Source organism: Kitasatospora sp. NPDC023118 (genome assembly GCF_055560875.1).
Genome location: NZ_JBVHHW010000012.1, coordinates 16,359 through 31,901, shown reverse-complemented (window position 1 = coordinate 31,901; position 15,543 = coordinate 16,359). Strand labels below are relative to the sequence as shown.

Annotated in this window: 10 protein-coding genes; 3 read left to right on the top strand and 7 right to left on the bottom strand. The window is 71.0% G+C overall.

Features of this window, described 5'->3' with window-relative positions:
• Positions 1 to 313 precede the first annotated feature (313 nt).
• Positions 314 to 1,102 carry a hypothetical protein gene (locus ACZ3UD_RS17275; RefSeq protein WP_465587603.1) on the top strand — a complete coding sequence of 263 codons (789 nt, stop codon included), beginning with the start codon at positions 314 to 316 and terminating at the stop codon, positions 1,100 to 1,102.
• On the opposite strand, the gene ACZ3UD_RS17270 is transcribed toward ACZ3UD_RS17275, so the two are convergent.
• From ACZ3UD_RS17270 to ACZ3UD_RS17245, 6 genes are all read right to left on the bottom strand, one after another.
• A complete protein-coding gene (locus tag ACZ3UD_RS17270; RefSeq protein WP_465587600.1) occupies positions 1,095 to 1,451 on the bottom strand; it encodes a hypothetical protein in 357 nt (118 codons plus the stop codon). The genes ACZ3UD_RS17275 and ACZ3UD_RS17270 overlap by 8 nt on opposite strands.
• A gap of 122 nt (positions 1,452 to 1,573) precedes the next feature.
• Positions 1,574 to 6,520, bottom strand: a complete 4,947-nt coding sequence (locus tag ACZ3UD_RS17265; RefSeq protein ID WP_465587597.1) for an NAD-glutamate dehydrogenase — start codon at positions 6,518 to 6,520, stop codon at positions 1,574 to 1,576.
• Positions 6,521 to 6,805: 285 nt separating this feature from the next.
• Entirely contained in the window at positions 6,806 to 8,431 is a 1,626-nt protein-coding gene (gene pruA / locus ACZ3UD_RS17260; protein ID WP_465588069.1) for an L-glutamate gamma-semialdehyde dehydrogenase, read from the bottom strand.
• A gap of 171 nt (positions 8,432 to 8,602) precedes the next feature.
• The gene (locus ACZ3UD_RS17255; RefSeq protein ID WP_465587594.1) at positions 8,603 to 9,259 is read right to left on the bottom strand and encodes an HAD family hydrolase; all 657 of its coding nucleotides are present in this window, start codon (positions 9,257 to 9,259) and stop codon (positions 8,603 to 8,605) included.
• A gap of 51 nt (positions 9,260 to 9,310) precedes the next feature.
• The gene (locus tag ACZ3UD_RS17250; protein WP_380613663.1) at positions 9,311 to 9,820 is read right to left on the bottom strand and encodes a DUF6912 family protein; all 510 of its coding nucleotides are present in this window, start codon (positions 9,818 to 9,820) and stop codon (positions 9,311 to 9,313) included.
• A 107-nt stretch (positions 9,821 to 9,927) separates the two neighbouring features.
• Positions 9,928 to 11,016: a patatin-like phospholipase family protein gene (locus tag ACZ3UD_RS17245; protein ID WP_465587590.1), complete on the bottom strand. Its 1,089-nt coding sequence runs from the start codon at positions 11,014 to 11,016 to the stop codon at positions 9,928 to 9,930.
• Positions 11,017 to 11,336: 320 nt separating this feature from the next.
• Here ACZ3UD_RS17245 and ACZ3UD_RS17240 point away from each other — a divergent pair, with 320 nt between their 5' ends.
• The gene (locus ACZ3UD_RS17240; RefSeq protein ID WP_465587587.1) at positions 11,337 to 11,786 is read left to right on the top strand and encodes an Rv3235 family protein; all 450 of its coding nucleotides are present in this window, start codon (positions 11,337 to 11,339) and stop codon (positions 11,784 to 11,786) included.
• 77 nt (positions 11,787 to 11,863) lie between these two features.
• Here the strand turns inward: ACZ3UD_RS17240 and secA are convergent, their stop codons facing one another.
• Positions 11,864 to 14,626, bottom strand: coding sequence for a preprotein translocase subunit SecA (gene secA / locus ACZ3UD_RS17235; protein ID WP_465587584.1), 2,763 nt, complete (start codon positions 14,624 to 14,626; stop codon positions 11,864 to 11,866).
• 242 nt (positions 14,627 to 14,868) lie between these two features.
• Between secA and ACZ3UD_RS17230 the strand changes: the two genes are divergently transcribed.
• Positions 14,869 to 15,426, top strand: coding sequence for a GNAT family N-acetyltransferase (locus ACZ3UD_RS17230; RefSeq protein ID WP_465587581.1), 558 nt, complete (start codon positions 14,869 to 14,871; stop codon positions 15,424 to 15,426).
• Positions 15,427 to 15,543 lie beyond the last annotated feature (117 nt).

The window sequence follows — 15,543 nt, the reverse complement described above, 5'->3', positions numbered from 1 at the left end:
GGCTGTCAACCGGGGTGCGAATGACCGGCTTGCCCTCCACGTGCGCGAACTCCTGGAACGCGCCCGCCCCATGGCGACCGGCTGCCGGATCTGACCAGCGGCGAGAACTCCGCAACCAGACCTCGCCATCAGCCGGCCCTTCCGGCTGCGGATTTCGCGAACGCTTGGCACTCCGTGTAGTTGATGTGCTACTTTCCGCATCATCAACAGAACATAGGAGACCCCGGCGGTGCTGGAACACCCCGGGGTCCGGCACCAGGAGCCAACACTCCCAATGCAGATTCATCGTAGCGCTCACGCGCGCTCTTTCACCGTGCTTCCCAACGGCCTGTTGCAGGACCGCCGCCTCAGCTTCACCGCTCGCGGCCTCCTCGCCGATCTGCTCTCCCGCCCGAACGGCTGGCGTGAGGACGGCCGACAGATGGCCGACACCAGTCCGCAGGGGCGCGGCGCCGTACGCCGCGCGCTCAAGGAGCTGAAGGACGCCGGGTATTACCGCGTCGACACCGTCCGGATGCCCAACGGCACCGTCCACTCCGAGGCCCACGTCTTCGACACCCCGCAGCTGGCACCGGCTGTCCCCCGTCCGGCTGCCGGTGAACGAGGCACCGGCCGCGCTGTCACCCCTCCCGTAAAGAACCCGGCAGAAGAACCCACCCTCCCGGATGAACAGACCCGCACCGCCGTGGCCGTGCTGTTCCGGGTGATCCGGCCCGAACCGCGTCTGCGCCTCGGCGAGGCCGAGGCGCGGACGCTCGCGCCCCTCGTCGCCCAGTGGCTGGAACGGGGCAGCAGCGAAGCCGAGTTGGCCCACGCGCTGCTCCCCGGGCTGCCGCAACCGATGCACTCCCCTGCGGCGATCCTCCGCGATCGCCTGCAACGCAAGCTGCCGCCCGTACGGCCAACGGCCCCACCGGCCTCCCACCTCGAATGCGGGCGCTGCCATGACCCGGTGCCCCGCCCCGGGATCTGCCGCCCCTGCGCTGGCCTCGGCACCAGAACCCCCGCCGTCGGCACCGGGGCAGCCGCCACCCTCAGCGGCGTCGCCCGCGCCCGCGCGGCCCTGCGCGGGCGCGGGCCCCTCACCGGAGCCCTCAGCTGAGGTGGCGGAAGACGAATCGGCCTTCGGCGGCAGCCTGCCGGGAGGCGAGAAGACGGCGGGCGTTCTCCGGCGAACTCATCAAGTACTCGGTCTCGTCCGGCTCGACGATCGACTCCCGGATGATGTTCCTCGCTCGCGCTCCGAGGTCCGTCTCCGGGCCGTCGAATGTGCCAAGGACCCGAAAGCGATTGGGCGGGCTGTTCTCAACCTGATCGAGTCCGGTTGCTTGCCGGCCCGGTTCGCCGAGAGAGTCGAACTCACCGTTCGCAACGGCGTCGGCCGGCTCTGTCCGCCGGGCCAACTTCACGGCCTCCGGCAGAGCGTCGCCATCGGTACCGGTTCGCGCCATGACTTCTCCATCCACTGGCAGGCCGGTCCGCTCCACATGCGGAAACACATATCGGGCGGAAACGCGCCGACGGGCCCGCGTCCGAGGAAGGACGCGGGCCCGCCGACACAAGGAGCCGTCCGTCAGCGCATCGAACCGGTGCGCAGCAGGGTGCGGATGACGCGCATCGCGACCGAGAGGCTGGACAGCTCGTAGTTGTCCGAACCCCTTATGTCGTCGAGGGTGCTCTTGGCGCGGTTCAGCAGGGTGGAGTTGAGGTCCGCCCAGGCGTTGTAGCGCTCCTCGGGGGTGGCGCCCTCGGGGCCGCAGACCAGGATGTCGGCGGTCAGCGCCGCGTGGGCCGCGAAGAGGTCCTCGCGAATCGCGGCCCGGGCCATCGACGACCAGCGGTCGGTGCGGGGCAGGTCGATGATGCGGTCGAGCAGGTGCGAGATCTGCAGGCGGTCGCCCAGGTCGTAGTACAGCTCGGCGACGTCGGCGACGTCCTTGCCGGAGCGGTCGGCGACCTCGGTGATGTCCAGGGCCGGGAAGACCGAGGACAGGCCGGCGATCCGGGTGGCCAGCTCCTCCGGCACCCCGGCCGAGGCGAGCTCGTTGTAGATCGACTCGAACCAGGTCAGGTCCTCGCCGCGCAGCGGCTTGGGCAGCGAGCCCCAGACCTGGTTGACCCGGTCGTGGAAGAACTCGATGGTGCCGGCGATGTCGAGCGGCTGGCGGCGGTTGTTGAGCATCCACCGGGTGGCGCGCTCGACCAGGCGGCGCGAGTGCAGCCGCATCTTGGTCTGGACCCGGGCCTGGACCTTGTTGTCCAGGCCCTCGATCTCGGCCCAGATCTCCTCCAGGCCGAAGACGGCCCGCGCGGCGGTGTGCGTCCGGGCGATCTCCTCGTAGGTCGCGCCGGTCTCCTCCTTCAGGCGGAAGGCGAAGGTGCAGCCACCGCGGTTGATCGTGTCGTTGACGATCAGCGTGGTGATGATCTCGCGGCGCAGAGCGTGGTTGTCGATCGCGTCGGCGAACTTCGCCCGCAGCGCGCTCGGGAAGTACTCGTGCAGCGCGGTGCGGAAGTACGGGTCGTCGGGCAGGTCGGTGGCCAGCAGCTCGTCGGCCAGGATGATCTTGGTGTAGGCGAGCAGCACGGACATCTCGGGCTGGGAGAGCCCGCGGCCGTTCTGCTGGCGCTCGCGGATCTGGCGCTCGGTGGGCAGGAACTCCAGGGCCCGGTCGAGCTGGCCGGCCGCCTCGAAGCGGTTGATCATCCGCGCGTGGACGTTGACCATGCTGTGCGCCTGGGCCACGGCGTTGGCCAGCACCACGTTCTGCGCGTAGTTGTTGCGCAGCACCAGGTGGCCGACCTCGTCGGTCATCTCGGCGAGCAGGACGTTGCGCTGCTTGACCGTCATGTCGCCCTCGGTGACAACCTGGTTGAGCAGGATCTTGATGTTGACCTCGTGGTCCGAGGTGTCCACACCGGCCGAGTTGTCGATGGCGTCGGTGTTGATCCAGCCGCCGGTGCTCTCGGGGCCGCCGGAGGCCGCGTACTCGATGCGGCCGAGCTGGGTGCAGCCGAGGTTGCCGCCCTCGCCGATGACCCGGGCGCGGACCTGCTCGCCGTTGACGCGGATGGCGTCGTTGGCCTTGTCGCCGACCTCGGCGTTGGTCTCGGTGGAGGCCTTGACGTAGGTGCCGATGCCGCCGTTCCAGAACAGGTCGACCGGCGCCTGCAGGATCGCCTTCATCAGCTCGGCCGGGGTCAGGCGGCTCTCCTGGATGCCCAGGGCGGCCCGGACGTGCGCGCTGACCTGGATCGACTTGGCGCTGCGGGGGAAGACCCCGCCGCCGGCCGAGATCAGCGACTTGTCGTAGTCGTCCCAGGAGCTGCGGGGCAGCTCGAACAGTCGGCGGCGCTCGGCGTACGAGGCGGCCGCGTCCGGGTTCGGGTCGAGGAAGATGTGGCGGTGGTCGAAGGCGGCCACCAGCCGGATGTGCTCGCTGAGCAGCATGCCGTTGCCGAAGACGTCGCCGGACATGTCGCCGATGCCGATGACGGTGAAGTCCTCGGTCTGGGTGTCGACGCCGAGCTCGCGGAAGTTGCGCTTGACCGACTCCCAGGCGCCGCGGGCGGTGATGCCCATGCCCTTGTGGTCGTAGCCGGCCGAGCCGCCGGAGGCGAAGGCGTCGCCGAGCCAGAAGCCGTACGACTCCGCGACGCCGTTGGCGATGTCGGAGAAGGTCGCGGTGCCCTTGTCGGCGGCGACGACCAGGTAGGTGTCGTCCTCGTCGTGGCGGACCACGTCGGCCGGGTGGACGACCTCGCCGGCCACCAGGTTGTCGGTGATGTCCAGCAGCGCCGAGATGAAGGTCTTGTAGGACGAGATACCTTCGGCCAGCCAGGCGTCGCGGTCCACCGACGGGTCCGGCAGCTGCTTGGCGACGAAGCCGCCCTTGGCGCCGACCGGGACGATGACGGTGTTCTTGACCATCTGGGCCTTGACCAGGCCGAGGATCTCGGTGCGGAAGTCCTCGCGCCGGTCGGACCAGCGCAGACCACCGCGGGCGACCTTGCCGAAGCGCAGGTGCACGCCCTCGACCTGCGGCGAGTAGACCCAGATCTCGAACGCCGGGCGCGGGGCCGGCAGGTCCGGGATGGCCTTCGGGTCGAACTTCATCGACACGTAGGAGTGCCACTCACCGGAGCCGTCGTGCTGGAAGAAGTTGGTCCGCAGGGTGGCCTTGATGAGGTTCAGGAAGGAGCGCAGGATGCGGTCCTCGTCCAGCGAGACGACCTCGTCGAGCGCGCCGGCCAGCTCCTCCAGGACGGCCTCGGTCAGCTCCAGGGCGCCCGAACGGTGGCTCGGGCTCAGCCGGGCCTCGAACAGGTTGACCAGCAGGCGGGTGGTGTGGGTGTTGTTGCGGAGCGCGTCCTCCATGTAGTCCTGGGAGAACGTCGAGCCCGCCTGGCGCAGGTACTTGGCGTACGCGCGCAGCACCATCGCCTGGCGCCAGTTCAGCCCGGCGGTCAGGACCAGCTCGTTGAAGCCGTCGTTCTCGGCCTTGCCGGTCCAGGTGGCCGCGAAGGTCTCCTGGAAGCGCTCGCGGGCCTCGTCGGTGAGCCCGGTGGCCTCGCGCAGCTTCAGGCCGAAGTCGTACACCCATGCGGTGGTGCCGTCGGAGCGGCGCAGCGCGTACGGGTGCTCGTCCAGCACCTCGACGCCCAGGCGCTGGAGCACCGGCAGGACCTCGGTGAGCGAGATCGGGCCGCCGACCCGGTAGATCTTGAAGCGGCGCTCGTCGTCGCCGGCACCGACCGGCTGGTACAGGTTCAGGCGGAAGTCGCCCTCGCCGTGCAGCGACTCGATCTGCTTGATGTCGGAGACGGCGGTGCGCGGCGAGAAGTCGGCGCGGTAGCCGTCGGGGAAGGCGTTGGCGTACTTGTGGCCGAGCTCGGCGGCCTTCTCCTCGCCCAGCTCGGTGTGCAGCTGGTCGTGGAAGCCGTCCATCCAGAACCGGGCGGCCTCGGCCAGGCGGTTCTCGATCCGCTCGATGTCGCTGTCGGTGAGCTGGGGCAGCTCGGTGCCCGGGGCGACCCGGACCACGAAGTGCAGGCGGGTCAGCACCGACTCGGTGGCGTACACCGTGTAGTCGATGGTGGCGCCGTTCAGCTCCTCCTTGAGGATGTCGGTGAGCAGCAGCCGGATGCGCGTGGTGTAGCGGTCGCGCGGCAGGTAGATGAACGCGGAGAAGTAGCGTCCGTACTCGTCCTGGCGCAGGAAGAGGCGCAGCTTACGGCGCTCCTGCAGGTAGAGCACGCTGGTGGCGATGGAGAGCAGCTCGGCGGCCGAGGTCTGGAAGATCTCGTCGCGCGGGAAGGTCTCCATGATCTGCAGCAGGTCGCGGCCGTCGTGGCTCTCGCTGGAGAAGCCGGAGCCGTCCAGCACCTCCTGGACCTTGCGGCGCACGACCGGGATGCGGGTGACCGACTCGGTGTAGGCGGCGGAGGAGAACAGGCCGAGGAAGCGGCGCTCGCCGATCGGCTCGCCGGCGGCGTTGAACTTCTTGACGCCGACGTAGTCCAGGTAGGCCGGGCGGTGCACGGTGGAGCGGCTGTTGGCCTTGGTCAGGACGAGGAGCTTCTTCTCGTGGGCCTTGGCGCGCACCGGCGCGGAGAGGCGGCCGAAGGCCTCGGAGACCGCGTGGTGGCGGTCGTCGTAGCTGTGCGGGTCGGAGCGCAGGATGCCGAGACCGGTCCCGGCGACGGCCTTGAGGACCTCCTCGCCCTCGTGCTCGACCAGGTCGTACTCGCGGTAGCCGAGGAAGGTGAAGTGGTCGTCGGCGAGCCAGCGCATCAGCTCCCAGGCCTCGCCGACCTCCTGCTCGGGCAGGCCGCCCGGGGGCTCCTCGGCCAGCTCGTCGGCCAGGCGCAGCGCGCTCTCACGCATCTTGCCCCAGTCCTCGACGACCTCGCGGACGTCGCCGAGCACGCGGCGCAGGTTGGTCTCGATGGAGCGCAGGTCGTCGCGGTCGGTCTCGCGGTCGATCTCGATGTGCATCCACGACTCGACGGTCGCGTCGGCGGGCCACTCGGCGCCGGCAGCCTGGCTGCGGGAGCAGGCGTCGACGTCCAGGATCTCCAGCAGCTTGCCGGTGATGTCACGGCGGACGACCAGCTGGGGGTGGATGACGATGTGGATCGCGCGGTCCTGGCGGGACAGCTCGTTGGTGACCGAGTCCACCAGGAAGGGCATGTCGTCGGTGACGACCTCGACCACGGTGTGGCCGCAGGACCAGCCGTTCTCCTCGACCGAGGGGGTGTGGACCCGCACCTCGGCGGTGCCCTGGGGGCGCTTGAGGCCCAGGCGGTAGTGGGAGGCGGCCGCTCCGTACACGTCGACCGGGTCGAGGTCGACCAGGTCCTCGGGCGCGGTGTGCAGGTAGTAGTGGTGCAGGTACGCGGTCAGAGCACCGTTGCTCAGACCCTCCCCCGGCGCCGCTCCCCCCACCTGGCTGTTCTCAGCGGCTGCGGCTGCCTTCTTGAGCAGTTCGGCCTTGGCTGCGTCCAGCTTGGTCTGCATGACTTCTTGGCTCCTGTCGCGCGCCGTTGCGTGACTCGGTGGTGTGTGGATGTACACCGACGGGTCACCGCAATCCTGCCGCACCATCCGACTGAAAGGGGCTCATGGCACGCATGAAACGTCCTCCCAGTGGGTAGGACGACTCGTTCGTCCTGCAAGCCACCCGACGACGCCAGCCAGCCTAACCGGATCAATCGAAGGTGCACAGGGACAGGGAGGCGCAAACCTGAAGGATGTCGGGTCCGTCCTGGACGGGATGTCCAAACCGGAGCCTCGTGTTCACTCTCAGCCCATGTGCGGGTAGCCGTGGTGGGTCGGCGGGACGAAGGTTTCCTTGATCGCACGGGCCGAGGTCCAGCGCAGCAGGTTCTGGGCGGCACCCGCCTTGTCGTTGGTCCCCGAGGCCCGGGAGCCGCCGAAGGGCTGCTGGCCGACGACGGCGCCGGTGGGTTTGTCGTTGATGTAGAAGTTTCCGGCGGTGAAGCGCAGTTCCTCCACGGCCTGGGCGATGGCGTAACGATCCTGTGCGATCACCGCGCCGGTCAGGCCGTAGGGGGCGCCGGAGTCGACCCGGCCGAGCACGTCCTCCCAGCGGGAGTCCTCGTAGACGTGGATCGCGAGGATGGGGCCGAAGTACTCGGTGCGGAAGATCTCGCCCCGGTGGTCGGAGGAGACCAGGACGGTCGGGCGGACGAACCAGCCGATCGCGTCGTCGTACTGGCCGCCGGCCACCAGCTCGACGGTCGGGTCGGCCTTGGCCCGCTCGATCGCGATGCGGTTCTTCTCGAAGGCGCGCTTGTCGATCAGGGCGCCCATGAAGTTGGACAGATCGGTGACGTCGCCCACGGTGAGGGCGTCCACCTCGGCCAGGAAGTCGTCCTTGATCCTCAGCCAGACGCTGCGCGGCAGGTAGGCGCGGGAAAGCGCCGAGCACTTCTGGCCCTGGTACTCGAAGGCGCCGCGGATCATGGCGGTCTTCAGGATCTCCGGGTCGGCCGAGGGGTGGGCCAGCAGGAAGTCCTTGCCGCCGGTCTCGCCGACGATCCTCGGGTAGCTGCGGTAGCCGCCGATGTTCGCGCCGACGGTCTGCCACAGCGACTGGAAGGTGGCGGTGGAGCCGGTGAAGTGCAGCCCGGCCAGCGCCGGGTCGGCCAGGGCCACCGGGGAGACCTCCAGGCCGTCGCCGGTGACCAGGTTGATCACCCCGGGCGGCAGGCCGGCCGCCTCCAGCAGGCGCATCAGGTGGTGCGCGGCCAGCGTCTGGGTCGGCGCGGGCTTCCAGACCACGGTGTTGCCCATCAGCGCGGGGGCGGTGGGCAGGTTCCCGGCGATCGCGGTGAAGTTGAACGGGGTGATCGCGTAGACGAAGCCCTCCAGCGGCCGGTGGTCCACCCGGTTCCACACGCCCGGGGAGGAGCTCGGCTGCTCGGCCAGGATCTGCCGGGCGAAGTGGACGTTGAACCGCCAGAAGTCGATCAGCTCGCAGGCGGAGTCGATCTCGGCCTGCTGCACGGTCTTGGACTGGCCGAGCATGGTGGCCGCGTTGAGCGTCTCCCGCCAGGGCCCGGACAGCAGGTCGGCGGCGCGCAGGAAGACCGCCGCGCGGTCGTCGAAGGACAGCGAGCGCCACTGCCGCCCGGCCGCCAGCGCCGCGTCCACCGCCACCCGGGCGTCCTCCCGGGTGGCGTTGCCGAGCACCCCCAGCTTGGCGGCGTGGTGGTGCGGCTGGACGACGTCGATCCGCTCGCCGCTGCCGAAGCGCTGCTCGCCGCCGACGGTCATCGGCAGCGGGATCTGCTCGGCCGCCAGCTCGTCCAGTCGCCGGACCAGCCGCTCCCGCTCCGGGCTGCCGGGCGCGTACGCCAGCACCGGCTCGTTGACCGGGGTCGGCACCTCGGTGACTGCGTCGATGGGCATGGCCGCTCCGTCCTGCTGGCTGCTGCGGGCTGTCTCTCCACTGGTGTCACCCCCAGCCTGACCAGGCCCGGGCGGATCCGCCCGTCCAGACACGCCAACGGCGGACGTGGCGCCCACCACGTCCGCCGTCGGAACAGCGGCTCGGCCGTCCGACCCGCCGGCGGCTCAGCCCGCCAGCCGGCCCGCCAGCTCGACCGCCTCGGCCAGGCTGTCCACCACCGGGACGCCGACCGGTTCCAGCTTCTCCCGGGTGTGCGAGCCGCCGGTGTAGAGCACCGCGTGGGCACCCGCGCTCAGCGCCGCCAGGGCGTCGTCGGCGGCGTCGCCGATCAGCACCGTACGGGCCGGGTCCACCCGCTCCCCGAGCGCGGCCAGGTGCTTGCGCAGCTGCTCCGCCTTCTGGCCGCCGGACGGGCCGCTACGGCCGTCGACCCGCAGGAAGCGGCCGGTCAGGCCGAAGGAGTCGACCAGCGGGACCAGCTTGTCGTGCGTGTACATCGACAGCAGGGACTGACTGTGCCCGGCCGACTGCCAGTCCTCCAGCAGCTCCAGCACGCCGTCGGTCAGGTTGCAGGCCGTGCTGAGCTCGCGGTAGCGGTCCTGGAACGCGTCGTCCAGCCTCAGCCACTCCTCCTGGGAGGGCATCCGGCCGAGCAGCCGCTGGTAGAAGCGCGGGATCGGGATCTCGTACTGCTCGCGGTACTGCTGCATGGTCATCGGCCCGACGCCGATGGTCGCGAACGCGGCGTTGCTCGCGCCGAGGACCGCATCCATGTCGTGGAAGAGGGTGCCGTTCCAGTCCCAAACGATGTGAGTGCGCACGGGTTCAGACGGTAACCCGGACGGACGACACACCGGTAGGACCGAGGTCACTCAGGCCAGCAGCGAGGGGATCTCCTGGGTCGCGAACCAGAGCAGGTCGTGGTCCTCGGCGCCGTCCACGGTGAACTGGGCGTCCTGGTCGCCCGCGTCGGCCGCGGCCACCGCCGCCACCGCCGCCGTGACGTCCGCGACCACCTCGTCGTCGGCGACGTCCGCGTGCACCGAGGCGGCCTTGGCGAGCTTCAGCGGGCCGGCCAGCACCACCCGGCCCAGCGAGGCCTGGTCCTGGTACTCGTCACCGGGGAAGGGCCGCACGGCCGAGTCGGCCACGTCCAACGCCACCACGACGCGTCGGCGCGGGGCCTGCGGGTCGGCGGCCAGCAGCCGCAGCGAGGACTGGGCGGCCCGGTTCAGCGCCGCGTACTCCAGCTCCTCCAGGTCGTCGCTGACGTACCACTCGCGCAGCGCGGGGGTCACGGCGTACGCCGCGGACTGCTCCAGGGCGCCGCCCTCGTGCGCCGCCGCCAGGCCGGTCAGGGTGGTGGGCACGTACACGCGCATCGGTGGCACTCTCCGGTTCGTCCAGCGGGGTTCGTCCAGCGGCACAGCTTCTCCAGCGCCCCAAGAATAAGCTCAGCCGGGCCGGCCGTGATCACCCTCCACCCCGATCAGCGCGCGGCCCGCAGGGCCTCCCGGCTGGTCCGCAGGCCGCTCTCCAGCACCTCGCCCCGACGGGCCGGGTCCATCATGTTCGGGCCCATCACCGCGAGGTCGGCCAGGGTCGGTGCGAGCAGCCGCACCCGCACGCCCTCGGCCCGCAGCAGCGCGGCCTCGCGCAGCAGCTGCCGGGTGACGGCCCGGCGGTAGCGGCTGACCAGCTGGGCCAGCACGCCGCGCGGGCGGTCCCGCTCCCGCCACTCGCGCAGCCCGGCCAGGGTGCCGCGGCCGGAGCGCTCGGCGCGCGGGTCCAGCCGCAGGGCCATCGGGGCGAGCACGTACACCTCCTCCAGACCGCGGCCGAGCATCAGGTCGGCGCTGGTGGCCGACCAGCAGCCGCCGTCCACGTACGCCGAGCCGTTCAGCCGGACCGGCTCGAACCAGCCGGGAATCGCGCAGGAGGCCATCACGGCGTCGGCGACGGCGACGGCCGGGGCGTCCGGGTCGCCGAAGACCACCCGGTGGCCGCTGCGGTAGTCCACGGCGGCCACCCGCAGCGGCGAGGCGGCCGGGCCCGGCTCAGCCGCTCCCGGGGCCGGCCAGCCGCCCGGGCCCAGCAGGTCGCGCACCAGCGCGCCGACCGGTGCCAGCGAGCCCCGGCCGTGCGGCGCCATCGCCGAGACCATGGTCAGCAACGGGTACTCGCGCGGGTGCCGGACGGCGTCCCGCAGCAGGTCCGGCGAGCCGATTCCGGCCCGCGGGCGGGGCGGCAGCGGCCCGCCGACCGCCGTGCCGTAGTCGAAGGCCACCCCGGCCAGCGGGCCCTCGGTGATCGGCAGGCCGCACTGGTGGGCGCGCAGCTGCTCGGGGCGCACGCCGCCGGTCAGCATCGCGGCCAGGATCGCGCCCGCCGAGGTGCCGAGCAGGACGTCCGCCCCGCCCGGCTGCCGTCCGGTGACCTCCTCGACGGCGCACAGCGCGCCGACCGTCCAGGCCGCGCCGAGCATCCCGCCGCCGCCCAGCACCAGGCCGCGCCGGGGCGCGCCCCCGGCGGCGGCCGGGGCCGCCGCCGTCCGTGTCGTGATTCCAGTTGTCGTCATCCCGGCCGCCCGTCGTCGTCGGGAAACGGATCAGGCTCCGATGGTGCCCGCGGACGGCCGCACGGGCAACGGGAGGCCCGGGCGGGACCACCCGATCCGCCGTACCGGGGCGTCCCCTTTCGGACCGTACGGACCGTCCCCGCGCGTCAACCGGGCCGCCGCCGGACGGCCCGCCGGGCCCGTCGCCGCACTGGTCGATTCACCCGGATAGGTGAACTTCGCGCCGGGCCGCGGGCGGCCGGGAAACGCGTTGCCGCCCCGCGCACGGCGCCGCCAGCCTGGACCCGTCCGTACCCGTACCACCCCTGCCGGGAGCCACCGTGACCGCCCATCCCACCGCCCGCCCGCACCGCCGCGTCCGCGCCCTCGGGAGCTGTGACCCGGCCGGGCGCCAAGCGCGCCGGCCGCGCGCCGCCTGCACCGCCGCCGCGGCGCCCCGCGAGCACGACCCCCGGGCGCTCGCCGCCCGCTTCGCCCACCAGCTGGTCGAGGTGCTCACCGGTGCCCGGCCCTCCGGCCAGCTGATGCGGCACACCAGTCTGGACGGCTACGGGCAGCTCGCCTCGCTGGTCCGGGTCGGCGCGCTGCGCCGCGGCGGCCCCGTCGACCGGCCCCGGCTCGGCCCGGTGCACGACCGATCACCCTCGCCCGACGCGGTCGAGGCCTGCGTCCGGGTCGACCTCGGCCGGCGGCACCACATGGTGGCCTTCCGGCTGGAGCAGCGCGGCCCGGCCGGGCAGTGGCAGTGCACCGCCGTGGAGGCCCGATGACCGCGCGGTGCACGGGGACGGCGCAGGGCGCCGCCCCCGTGCGGGGGCGGCGCCCTGTCCGGCGTCCTTCAGCGGGCTCAGCCCTTGCGGCGGCGGCCCTTGGCGGACTTGGCGGCCTTGCGGCGCTCGGCGCGGGTCAGCCCGTCGCTCTCGTCCTCCGGCGCCAGGTCCTCGAAGTCGCCCTCGATGACACCGCCGCCGACCTCGTCCGAGGGGGCCGTGTAGTGCAGCCGCTGGGGCTTGGGGGCCTCCAGACCCTTGGCCTTGATCTCCGGGCGGGCGGCGTCCTTCTCCAGCTTGTCGAGCACCACCTGGGCGTCCTCGACCGGGACCTCCTCGACCTGCTGCTCGACCTGGACCTCCAGGTTGAACAGGTAACCGACGGACTCCTCCTTGATGCCCTCCATCATCGCGGTGAACATGTCGAAGCCCTCGCGCTGGTACTCGACCAGCGGGTCGCGCTGCGCCATGGCCCGCAGGCCGATGCCCTCCTGGAGGTAGTCCATCTCGTAGAGGTGCTCGCGCCAGCGGCGGTCCAGCACCGACAGGACGACCCGGCGCTCCAGCTCGCGCATGATCTCCTCGCCGAGCTGGTCCTCGCGGGCGCCGTACTGGGCCTGGATGTCCTCCTGGATGGCCTTGGTCAGGAACTCGGGGGTCAGCCCGGCACTGCCGCCGGCCTCCTCCTCCAGCTCCTCCAGGTCCAGGGTGATCGGGTAGAGCTGCTTGAGCGCGGACCAGAGCTTGTCCAGGTCCCAGTCGTCCTCGAAGCCCTCGCCGGTGGCCGCCTTGACGTAGGCCTCGACGGTGTCGTCCATGAAGTGGCCGACCTGCTCCTGCAGGTCCTCGCCCTCCAGCACGCGGCGGCGCTCGCCGTAGATGACCTCGCGCTGGCGGTTGAGCACCTCGTCGTACTTGAGGACGTTCTTGCGGATCTCGAAGTTCTGCTGCTCGACCTGGGTCTGCGCGGAGGCGATCGCGCGGGTGACCATCTTGGACTCGATCGGCACGTCCTCGGGCACGTTGGCCATCGAGAGCACGCGCTCGACCATGCCGGCCTTGAACAGGCGCATCAGGTCGTCGCCCAGCGACAGGTAGAAGCGGGACTCGCCCGGGTCGCCCTGACGGCCGGAGCGGCCGCGCAGCTGGTTGTCGATCCGGCGGGACTCGTGCCGCTCGGTGCCGAGGACGTAGAGGCCACCGGCCTCCTTGACCTCCTCCTGCTCGGCCTTGACCGAGATCTTGGCCTTCTCCAGCGCGGCCGGGAACTCGGCCTCGTACTCCTCCGGGTTGTCCGCCGCGGTGAGCCCGCGCTGGGCCAGCTCGGCCGCCGCGAGGTGGTCCGGGTTGCCGCCGAGCATGATGTCGGTGCCGCGGCCGGCCATGTTGGTGGCGACGGTCACGGCGCCCTTGCGGCCGGCCTGCGCGACGATCTGCGCCTCGCGCTCGTGGTGCTTGGCGTTCAGCACCTCGTGCGGGATGCCGCGCTTGCGCAGCTCCTGCGACAGGTACTCGGACTTCTCGACCGACACGGTGCCGACCAGCACCGGCTGGCCCTTCTCGTGCTTCTCGGCGATGTCCTCGACCACGGCGGCGAACTTGGCCGGCTCCGACTTGTAGATCAGGTCGGGCTGGTCGATGCGCAGCGGCGTCTTGTTGGTCGGGATCGGCACCACGCCGAGCTTGTAGATCTGGTGGAACTCGGCCGCCTCGGTGGTGCCGGTACCGGTCATGCCGGACAGCTTGTCGTACAGGCGGAAGAAGTTCTGCAGGGTGATGGTGGCCAGGGTCTGGTTCTCGTTCTGGACCTCCACCCCCTCCTTGGCCTCGATCGCCTGGTGCATGCCCTCGTTGTAGCGGCGGCCGGCCAGGATACGGCCGGTGTGCTCGTCTACGATCATGACTTCGCCGTTCATGACGACGTAGTCCTTGTCCTTCTTGTACAGCTCCTTCGCCTTGATGGCGTTGTTCAGGAAGCCGACGAGCGGGGTGTTCACCGACTCGTAGAGGTTGTCGATGCCGAGGTAGTCCTCGACCCGGGTGACGCCCTCCTCCAGGATGCCGACGGTGCGCTTCTTCTCGTCGACCTCGTAGTCGCGGTCGATCTTCAGGCGCAGCACCAGCTTGGCGAAGTCGGCGTACCACTTGGTCGCCTGGTCGGCCGGGCCGGAGATGATCAGCGGGGTGCGGGCCTCGTCGATGAGGATCGAGTCGACCTCGTCAACGACCGCGAAGTTGTGGCCGCGCTGGACGAGTTCGTCCTTCGACCAGGCCATGTTGTCGCGCAGGTAGTCGAAGCCGAACTCGTTGTTCGTGCCGTACGTGATGTCCATCGCGTACTGGCGCTTGCGCTCGGCGGGCGTCATGTTGGCCAGGATCACGCCGACTTCGAGGCCGAGGAAGCGGTGCACCCGGCCCATCCACTCCGAGTCGCGCTCGGCGAGGTAGTCGTTGACGGTGATCAGGTGAACGCCCTTGCCGGTCAGCGCGTTCAGGTACGCGGGCAGGGTGCCGACGAGGGTCTTGCCCTCACCGGTGCGCATCTCGGCGACGTAGCCGAAGTGCAGGGCCGCGCCACCCATCAGCTGGACGTCGTAGTGCCGCTGGCCGAGCACGCGCTTGGCGGCCTCGCGGACGGTGGCGAACGCCTCGGGGAGGATGTCGTCCAGCGACTCGCCGTCGACGAGCCGCTGCTTGTACTCGTCGGTCAGCGCGCGCAGCTCGGCGTCGGTGAGGTTGACGAAGTCCTCTTCGATGGAGTTGACCTGGGCAGCAATCCGCTGCAGCTTGCGAAGGATCTTGCCTTCGCCGGCGCGCAGGATCTTGTCGAAGACGGACACTTGAGCGGGCTCCTTGCCTGTATTGGCACTGGACGACTGCACGGCGGGTCCACCCCACCGCACGGGCCATCGTATGCGAGGAGTCCAATGCGCCGGGAGGTGCGTCAGCACGGTATTCCCGTGTCACCCGACCGAGCACATGGACCGATAGCACCGTCCACCGGGACAAAACGGTCGAAGGGTCCGGGAGTTGGCCACATATCCGGATGCCCGCACTCCCCGATCGGCGAAATAATCCGTCCATGGAAGAACCCCGCGGCGAACTCACGACCCTCACCACCGACCGCCTGGTCCTGCGGGCCCCGCGGGAATCCGACATCGACGCGATCTTCGCGGCCTGCCAGGACGAGGAGATCCAGCGCTGGACGGTCGTGCCGGTCCCGTACCGGCGCGAGGACGCGGAGTTCTTCGTACGCACCCTGGCCCCCGAGGGCCTGGGCAAGGACAGCGAATTCATCTGGTGCGTGGTCGAACGCGGCACCGGGCGGCTGGTCGGCGCCCAGGCGGTCACCCGCTTCGCCGCCGACCCGAGCGCCGCCTCGGTCGGCTGGTGGACGGTGAAGGAGCAGCGCGGCCGCGGCTATACCGTCGAGGCGGCCCGCGCGGTCGCCCGCTGGGCCCTCACCGACCTCGGCCTGCGCCGCCTCCAGTGGCTCGCCTACGTCGGCAACGACGGCTCCCGCGCGGTCGCCGAGCGGGTCGGCTACCGCTACGAGGGCACCCTGCGCTCGTACGCCGACCAGCGCGGCGTCTTCCAGGACTCCTGGGTCGCCTCGCTGCTCCCGTCCGACCTGGACTGAGCGGACCCCCACGGAACCCGATCCGCGCTGAGCCCGACCCGCACGGAACCCAACCCGTGCTGAGCCCGGGCCGGGCCGGGCCCGGCCCGGCCCGGCCCGCTGTCGGTGCCCCCGGTT

Coding starts and splice junctions, on each gene's coding strand:
- ACZ3UD_RS17270 (WP_465587600.1), bottom strand. CDS start 1,451: ATGGCGCGAACCGGTACCGATGGCGACGCTCTGCCGGAGGCCGTGAAG.
- ACZ3UD_RS17245 (WP_465587590.1), bottom strand. CDS start 11,016: ATGACGACAACTGGAATCACGACACGGACGGCGGCGGCCCCGGCCGCC.
- ACZ3UD_RS17265 (WP_465587597.1), bottom strand. CDS start 6,520: ATGCAGACCAAGCTGGACGCAGCCAAGGCCGAACTGCTCAAGAAGGCA.
- ACZ3UD_RS17250 (WP_380613663.1), bottom strand. CDS start 9,820: ATGCGCGTGTACGTGCCCACCACCCTGACCGGCCTGGCGGCGGCGCAC.
- ACZ3UD_RS17230 (WP_465587581.1), top strand. CDS start 14,869: ATGGAAGAACCCCGCGGCGAACTCACGACCCTCACCACCGACCGCCTG.